This is a genomic window from Streptomyces sp. NPDC054887 (assembly GCF_053610585.1).
In genome coordinates this window covers 1-7,922 of record NZ_JBSGYQ010000126.1, presented here as the reverse complement: position 1 = coordinate 7,922, position 7,922 = coordinate 1, and the positions used below count along the sequence as shown (strand labels likewise).

The 7,922-nt window shown below is 71.9% G+C and carries 7 protein-coding genes; 1 reads left to right on the top strand and 6 read right to left on the bottom strand.

Annotation, left to right across the window (positions count from 1 at the left end):
- Positions 1-45: 45 nt before the first annotated feature.
- The 6 genes from ACWGH0_RS34325 to ACWGH0_RS34300 all read right to left on the bottom strand — a co-directional run bounded on the left by ACWGH0_RS34325 (position 46) and on the right by ACWGH0_RS34300 (position 7,107).
- The gene (locus tag ACWGH0_RS34325; protein ID WP_453408194.1) at positions 46-1,440 is read right to left on the bottom strand and encodes a class II 3-deoxy-7-phosphoheptulonate synthase; all 1,395 of its coding nucleotides are present in this window, start codon (positions 1,438-1,440) and stop codon (positions 46-48) included.
- Positions 1,441-1,489: 49 nt separating this feature from the next.
- Positions 1,490-2,323 (bottom strand): shikimate dehydrogenase family protein, encoded by an 834-nt coding sequence (locus tag ACWGH0_RS34320; protein WP_453408193.1) that lies wholly within the window; start codon positions 2,321-2,323, stop codon positions 1,490-1,492.
- Positions 2,320-3,648 carry an MFS transporter gene (locus ACWGH0_RS34315; RefSeq protein ID WP_453408192.1) on the bottom strand — a complete coding sequence of 443 codons (1,329 nt, stop codon included), beginning with the start codon at positions 3,646-3,648 and terminating at the stop codon, positions 2,320-2,322. Before ACWGH0_RS34315 ends, ACWGH0_RS34320 begins: the two co-directional genes overlap by 4 nt.
- Positions 3,649-3,650: 2 nt before the next feature.
- Positions 3,651-4,769 carry a SagB/ThcOx family dehydrogenase gene (locus ACWGH0_RS34310; RefSeq protein ID WP_453408191.1) on the bottom strand — a complete coding sequence of 373 codons (1,119 nt, stop codon included), beginning with the start codon at positions 4,767-4,769 and terminating at the stop codon, positions 3,651-3,653.
- Between the two features lie 374 nt (positions 4,770-5,143).
- On the bottom strand, positions 5,144-5,800 hold the full coding sequence (locus ACWGH0_RS34305; RefSeq protein ID WP_453408190.1) for a ScbR family autoregulator-binding transcription factor: 657 nt from the start codon (positions 5,798-5,800) through the stop codon (positions 5,144-5,146).
- Between the two features lie 77 nt (positions 5,801-5,877).
- Positions 5,878-7,107 (bottom strand): NAD(P)/FAD-dependent oxidoreductase, encoded by a 1,230-nt coding sequence (locus ACWGH0_RS34300; RefSeq protein ID WP_453408189.1) that lies wholly within the window; start codon positions 7,105-7,107, stop codon positions 5,878-5,880.
- A 195-nt stretch (positions 7,108-7,302) separates the two neighbouring features.
- Between ACWGH0_RS34300 and ACWGH0_RS34295 the strand changes: the two genes are divergently transcribed.
- Positions 7,303-7,922: methylmalonyl-CoA mutase family protein (locus ACWGH0_RS34295; RefSeq protein ID WP_453408188.1), on the top strand; the 620-nt coding region annotated here is incomplete at its 3' end.

The following is a 7,922-nucleotide window of genomic DNA, read 5'->3' as shown; positions in this document are numbered from 1 at the left end:
CGCCGTGCCCGCCGGACGCACGACGTCCCGCCGCGGACGAGGACGTCATCCGCGCATCAACTCGGCAACCGTGAACGCCAGTTCCACGGACTGCTCGGAGTTGAGGCGCGGATCGCAGTTCGTCTCGTACCGGGCCACGAGTCCGGCGTCGTCGAGGCCCCGCGCACCGCCGAGGCACTCGGTGACGTGGTCGCCGGTGAGCTCGATGTGCAGGCCGCCCGGGTGGGTGCCCAGCTCGCGGTGGACCTGGAAGAAGCCCTTGACCTCGTCGAGGATGTCGTCGAAGTGCCGCGACTTGTAACCGCTCGCGGTCTCCTTGGTGTTGCCGTGCATCGGGTCGCACTGCCAGACGACCCGGTGACCGGTGGCCGTCACCTTCTCCACGATGGCCGGCAGCACCTCGCGCACGCGGCCGCAGCCCATCCGGCTGATGAAGGTGAGCCGGCCGGGCGTCCCGTCCGGGTCGAGCCGCTCCACGTACTCGACGGCCTGCTCGGGCGTCGTACCCGGGCCGATCTTGACGCCGATCGGGTTGGCCAGCATCGAGGCGAGGGCCACATGGGCGTCGTCGAGTCCGCGGGTGCGCTCACCGATCCACAGGAAGTGCCCCGAGAGCCCGTACAGCCGCTCGGGGCCGCCCGGTCCGCCGCCGCCGGTCCTCAGCAGCCCGCGCTCGTAGTCCAGCAGCAGTGCCTCGTGGCTCGCGTAGATCTCGGTGGTGTGCAGGGCGCTGTGGTCGGCCCGGCAGGCGGACATGAAGCGCAGGCCGCTGTCGATCTCGGCGGCCAGGGCCGCGAACCGCTCGCCGGCCGGGGAGTCGCGGACGAAGTCCTGGTTCCAGCCCTGGACGCGCTGGAGGTCGGCCACCCCGGACTCGACCATGGCGCGGACGTGGTTGAGGCTCGCGCTGGAGTGGGCGTACGCCTGGAGCATGCGGGCGGGGTCGGCGACGCGGGCGGCGGGGGTCGGCGTCGCGGAGTTGACGATGTCGCCGCGGTAGACGGGCAGGGTGAGGTCGTCGGTGGGCTTCGACCGGGGCTTGGCGTACTGGCCGGCGATGCGCCCCACCTTGACGACCGGCAGGCTCGCTCCGTACGTGAGGACGACCGCCATCTGGAGCAGGGTGCGCACGTTCGCGTGGACGTGCTCCTCGGTGTTGCCCGCGAACGTCTCGGCGCAGTCACCGCCGTGCAGCAGGAAGGCCTGCCCGTGGGCGACCTCCGCGAGGCGCCGGTGCAGCCGGTCGACCTCTCCGGGCAGGACGAGCGACGGCAGGCGCTCCAGAGTGGCGCGTACGTCGGCCACGCCGGCGGGGTCCGGGTACTCGGGCTGCTGCGCCGCGGGTCGCGCGAGCGCGTCGGCGACCCCGGCGGCCAGGGCGGGCGGCAGGCCCCCGGACTCCGCGCCGGGGCGGGTGGTGTTCTCGATGAGTGCTGGCATGCCGAGGAGATTAGGGACGAGCGCCACGGCGTCGGCCATCCTGCGGTAATCAGCGCTCCACTGCCTCCGGCGGCCGGCTGGTGTGCGCGTCGAGGTGGAAGAACTCCCGGTACAGGCGCAGCTGTTCGGCGAGCATCGGGGCCCCGTAGTGGACCGCGAGGCCGCGTGCCTCGGCCGCCGCGAGCAGCGCGGTGCGGCGCGGCTTCATGACGATGTCGGCCACGACGGTGCCCGTCGCGAGCGTCGCCGGGTCGAAGGGGAGCGGGTCGCCGGGGCGCAGTCCCATGGGCGTGGCGTTGACCGCGATGTCGGCGGCGACCGGGGCCGTCGCCCCGGCGATCCGGCCGTCCCCGTACCCGGCGAGCCGCTGCACGAGCCGCTCGACCCGGTCCCGCTCCCTGTCCCACACCGTGACGTGCGCGCCGGCGCCGAGCAGGGCGACGGCGATGGCGCAGCCGGCCCCGCCCGCTCCGGCCAGCGACACCCTTCTGCCGCGCGGCTCGTGTCCGGCCGCGCGCAGTCCGCGGACGAAGCCCGCTCCGTCGAAGTTCTCCGCCTGCCAGCGGCCCTCGGGTGTGCGGCGCATCGCGTTGGTGGAGCCGCTGAGCGCGGCGGCCGGGCTGACGTCGTCGGCGAACGCGAGGCAGGCGGCCTTGTGCGGGACGGTGATCAGCAGTCCGTCGAAGTTCCTGACGCGCCCCAGCCCCCGTACGACGTCGGCGAGGTCCTGGGGGCTCACGTGGACGGGGACGAGGACGGCGTCCGCGCCGAGCCGGGCGAACAGGGGGTTGAGCATCGCCGGGGCCTGCACCTGGGCCACCGGGTCGCCCACGACCGCGAACAGGCGCGTGGTGCCCGAGACCGCCGGGCCGGTGGCGCTCATGCCCGCCTGCCGCGCGGGCCGGTCCAGACGATCCGCAGCAGCACCGCGAGGACAGCGGTCCCGCCGAGCACCGTGAGCCCGGCGTACGTCAGCTGGGCGACGACGAGGCCCGCGGCGAGGGCGCCGATCGCGGAGGCCGCCTGGATGATCAGGTCGCAGGCGCCCTGCGCCGGGACCCGTTCGGAGATGGGGAGCGCCTCGCTGAGCGCGGCGGACCCGGCGACGAATCCGGCCGCCCAGCCGACGCCCAGGAGCAGCAGCCCGGCCCCGACGCCGGCTTCGGAGTCCGGGGGCGAGGCGAAGAGCACGCCGGCGGCGGCGAACTGGAGGGCGAGGCCGGTGACGAAGAGCCGGTACGACCCGTACTTGTCGACGAGGAAGCCGACCAGGGGGCTCGGGAGGTACATGCCGGCGACGTGGAAGCTGATGACGATGCCGATGAGTCCCACGGAGACGCCGCCGTGGTGCATGTGCAGGGCGGCCATGTTCATCAGGGCGATCATCACGGCGTGCACGGTCGTCGAGACGACGACCGCGCGCCGCGCCCGCGGGTTGCGCCGCAGCGTCCGCAGTCCGGTGCGGAGACCCGCCTTGCGGTCGGCGCGCTCTGCGGCCTCGCGCGTGACGCCCTCGCCCGCGCTCGTCGTCCGCCCGGCGTTCGCCTCCTCGGCGGCGCGGGCCAGCAGCAGCGGGTCCGGCCGGAGGAACCCGTACGCGAGCAGCGACGTGCCCACGAGCCCCGCCGCGATGACGATGAAGGGCGCGGTGAACTCCGGCAGCGGGGCGCCCGGCACCAGCTTGTCGGTGATGCCGACGAGGGACGGCCCGAGCACCCCGCCCGCCGTGGAGGCCCAGGTGACCATCCCCACCGCCCGGCCGTGCCGGCCGTCGGCGGCCAGGTCGGTGGCCGCGAACCGGATCTGGAACCCGGCGGCGATGGCGCCGCCGATGCCGAACGAACCGGCCAGGACCAGCGGGAAGCTGTCGAGCAGCGCCCCGCACACCACCGTGCCGGCGGCCACCGCCCCGATCAGCTGCCCCACGGCCAGCCCGACCCGTCTGCCGTGCCGGGCGGACAGGGCCGCCAGCGGCACCGCGCAGGCGACCGAGCCGCAGAAGATGCTCGCCTGGGTGAAGCCGGCCCGGGTCGCCGAACCGGTGAGACGTTCGGCGAGCAGCGACACCACGGGACCGCTCATGGCGATGACCATGGAGAAGAGGATCTGGAGGCACAGGAGCACCCTCAGCACGCGCTTCTGCACCCTTGGTGGGACGGAGGCGGCCGGGCTGCCCTGGGGCGGCTTCGCGGAGGCGACGGTGGCCACGGTCAGTTCCGTGCGCCGGAGATCGGGAAGCTGGGAACGCCTTCCCTGCGTACGGCGGGGACGCCCGCCCCGAAGACGTACAGGGCGCTCTCCGCGATGCCGTCGAGCCCCAGCGCCGCCTCCAGCTCGGAGTCGCGGAACGCGTCGGTCTGGAAGGGTCCGAGTCCCGCCGCGGTCGCGCACAGCGCGAAGGTCTGCGCGAGGTGGCCGGCGTTCAGCAGGATGGTGCGCAGAATACGGGAGTTGCGGTACTTGTACATCGCGCGGTTGACGTCGAAGGTGAGCAGGACGACGAATCCGGCCGTGGTGACCATGCGCTGCTCGAAACCGACACGGTCCAGGTCGACGTCACCCTTGAGGAGTTCCAGGCTGTGGTCCTCCGGACAGTAGCGGTAAAGACCGGGAGCAATGGATTCCACATTGCGTACGGCGATGTAGCACTCGCTCTCGTGGCGCGATCCGCCGCACGGGCTGGTGCGCATCATCAATTGCCCGAAGTTCGGTACGTCGATGAAGTACATCGGCCCGAAGGCGAAGTGCAGAACGGTCGAGAATTCGCGCAGCCCGACGGGCTGGTCGGCGAATTCGCGGGTGGTGCGCCGCGATACGAGGACGTCCTCGAAGTCCCGGCGCAGCGGTACGAAGCTGCGCGGCAGCCGGATCTTGGGGCCGCCGTCGCGGCGTCCGAACACGGACGGGGGCGGTCCCTCTTCGAGCAGTTCGCTGACGAGTTCGGTGCGCCCGGTGTCGGCGCCGTTCTCCTCGGTCACGTACTCGACGTTCTTGGTGGCGAAGTGGAAGTAGCGGGCGGCGTCGCCCCAGTGGCGCCACGCCTCGTCCACCTTGTCCTCGCGCTCCGCCTGGTCGCGGCTGCGCAGGAGGCCCAGGTCGGCGAGCTGCTTGACGGCTCCGCGCACCGAGGCGGGGTCGAATCCCTCGAACCGGTCGAGGACGGTCTCGGGGTCGGTCCAGTCCTCGAAGTGACCGAGGATGTCGAGCGCCGTGCCGTCGATCTGGACGCCGGTGCGTCCCTCGTCGCCGGGCTCCGCGAGATAGTCCTCGACGGTGAGGCCGCCGTTCTGCCAGCCGGCCATCAGAGTGCGAGAGCGTCGCAGCTCCATAAGAATTCTCCCGTTCTACGGTGCGTTTCGTGGACTGGATTCCCGTGGCGCGCACCGCAGGGGAAAACGGGGCCGCGCATGACCGTGCGCCCGGAGGGAATCCCTCCGGGCGCACGTACGGATCAAGAGGCCTTGCAGGCGAGCATCTTGTTCTGGGTGACCTGAACGGCCTTCACAGTGATGGCGATCTTCTTCATGGTGTCCATCTCCTCACACAGTGGGATTCCCGGTTCGAAACGGTTGTGCCGAACCACGCCAGACCCGCCGGACTCCCCGCTTTCGGCGGTGAATTCCTTGCGCCTGGTGACACCCAGAACATTAGGAGCCGCTGCGGCGGACGCACACCCCCTCATCCACCCCTGACGCGGGAGAGGTCAGTTCTGATAACTGAATTCGCGCTCTTCGCAGTTCTCGGGCGCGGTCGTCCGGAACGTGTCGATCACGTTCCCCGGGGTGATCGCCGGCAGGAGTACGTCCCACAGGTCGGTCAGCCGCCGGGCCGTCTCGTCGGTGGTCATGCCCATCCAGCTGAGGGCTTCCATCGAGAACAGCGTGGTGGAGGCCAGCACCCGCGGGGAGGCGGCGGGGATGTCGCTGCGCAGCTCCCGGCGCTTCGCCGCCTGGCAGAAGAGCTTCCCCACCGTCTCGTGCCACAGCGTGTGGTGGTCGAACCCCGGCCGCTCGTCGCCCGTCCACTCGCGGTGGAACCGGACGACCGCACGTGCGGACGGCTCCAGGTGCAGCAGCGCGTTGAGCCGGTGCGTCAGGTCGATGACGTGCTGGAGCGGGGAGTCGGCGGGGGTGCAGGGCTCCATGATGGCGTCCTCGAAGAGCGACTGGGAGTGTTCGGCCACCGCCGTGGCCACCTGGTCCTTCGAGGCGAAGTGGAAGTAGAACGCCCCCTTCGACACGCCTGCCGCGCGGGTGATGTCGTCCAGACTCGTACCGGTGTACCCGTGTTGGACGAACTGCTCCGCCGCGGCGGTGACGATCCGGCGAAGGGTTCTCTCCGCACGTTCCTGCTTGGCCATCCGATGCCCTCCTTCACCCCCCGCCCAAGTCCCTATTGTAAACCGGTCGATTGGTATGTCACGGGGTGGGGTTGGGCTTATTTCGCGGCGGACTTCAGGGGCACGTCCGGGTCGGCCACCCGCTCGGCCAGCAGTGGGGCACCGGAGGCGATCAGCCGCCGCCCCTGCGCGAGGTCGCGGGCCCGCCCCACGGCGAGTACGGCGACCATGCGTTCCCCGCGCAGCCAGCACACACTCCAGGAGTCGCCGGCGGGGTCGCCGCGCCGCACGGCGGTGTCGGCGCCGGCGTGGTGGCCGGCGTACTGCACGAAGCGTCCGAACTGCTCGGACCAGAAGTAGGGCACCGGGTCGTATACCGCCGGGCCCTGCCCCACGATGTCGGCCGCGACGGTGCGCGGTCCGTGCAGGGCGTTGTCCCAGTGGTGCACGAGCAGCCGCGCGCCGAAACGGGCCGACGGGAAGGAGGCGCAGTCCCCGACCGCGTACACGTCGGGCGCGGAGGTGCGCAGCACCTCGTCGGCCAGGACCTCCCCGTGGAGGCCAAGCACGATGCCGCTGCCCTCCAGCCACCCGGTGGCGGGCCGCGCCCCGATGCCGACGACGACCGCTCCCGCGGGCAGCCGGGTGCCGTCCGTGAGCACCACCGCGCCCGGCTCGACCCGCTCCACCCGCGCGCCCGTCCGCAGCTCCGCGCCGGCCTCCTCGTACCAGGCGGCCATCGGAGCGGCCACGTCGCCGGGGAGCGCCCCGGCGAGCGGCAGCTCGGCGGCCTCCACCACGGTGACCCGGCAACCGGCCCCGCGCGCGGCGGTGGTGAACTCGGCGCCGATCCACCCCGCGCCGACGACCACGACGTCGAGCCGCCGGGCGAGTACCGGCCGCAGCGCCTGCGCGTCGTCGAGCGTGCGCAGCAGATGCACCCCCGGCACCCCTTCGGTGCCGGGCAGCCGGACCGGTTCGGCGCCCGTCGCCAGGACGAGGCGGTCGTAGCCGACCGGCCCCTGCGTGGTCTCCAGGCGGTGCGCGCCGGGCCGGATGCCGGTCGCGCGGCGCCCCAGGTCCAGCTCGATGTCGAGCTTCTCGAAGTCCACGTCGAAGGCCGCGTCCTCGGGCCTGCCGCCCAGCAGCACCGCCTTGGACAACGGCGGCCGGTCGTACGGCCGGTGGCGCTCCGCCCCGATCAGCCGCACCGCGCCGTGGAACCCCTGCTCGCGCAGGGCCACCGCCGTCTGCACCCCTGCCGCGCCCGCGCCGACGACGACGACCGAGGACGGCCGATGCCCCGGCTCTTCCCGCTGTTCCGACACCGAACCTCCTGATGGGCCATCCGCGTGCACGTCAGATCGGCCCTCATCGTGGCGTCCCGATCGCCGCTGGTCACGGCGTCGGCGAGGAGTCAGGGGCGCACTAGGGGGTGGTTGGTCCACAAAGGGCTCAATAGCGTCTGTCCGGGCGGCACGACAGGCAGCAGTCGAGACGAGCGAAAGTAGGTGAGGAACGTCATGGCGCGTGAATCCGAGTCCGGACTGCCCATCGAGCCGGTGTACGGGCCGGACGCCCTGGAGGGCTGGGACCCCCGTGAGAAGCTGGGCGAGCCCGGCGCGTACCCCTTCACGCGCGGTGTCTACCCGTCGATGTACACGGGCCGGCCGTGGACCATGCGGCAGTACGCCGGCTTCGGCACGGCCGCCGAGTCGAACGCCCGGTACAAGCAGCTGATCGCCAACGGCACGATGGGCCTCTCGGTCGCCTTCGACCTGCCGACCCAGATGGGCCACGACAGCGACGCGGCGATCGCCAGCGGCGAGGTCGGCAAAGTCGGCGTGGCGATCGACTCCATCGACGACATGCGCATCCTCTTCGGCGGCATCCCGCTCGACAAGGTCTCCACGTCCATGACCATCAACGCGCCCGCCGCGCCGCTGCTTCTCCTCTACCAACTGGTCGCCGAAGAACAGGGCGTACCGGCGGACCAGCTGACGGGCACGATCCAGAACGACGTGCTGAAGGAGTACATCGCGCGCGGCACGTACATCTTCCCGCCGAAGCCGTCGCTGCGCCTGATCGCGGACATCTTCAAGTACTGCAAGACCGAGATCCCGAAGTGGAACACGATCTCGAT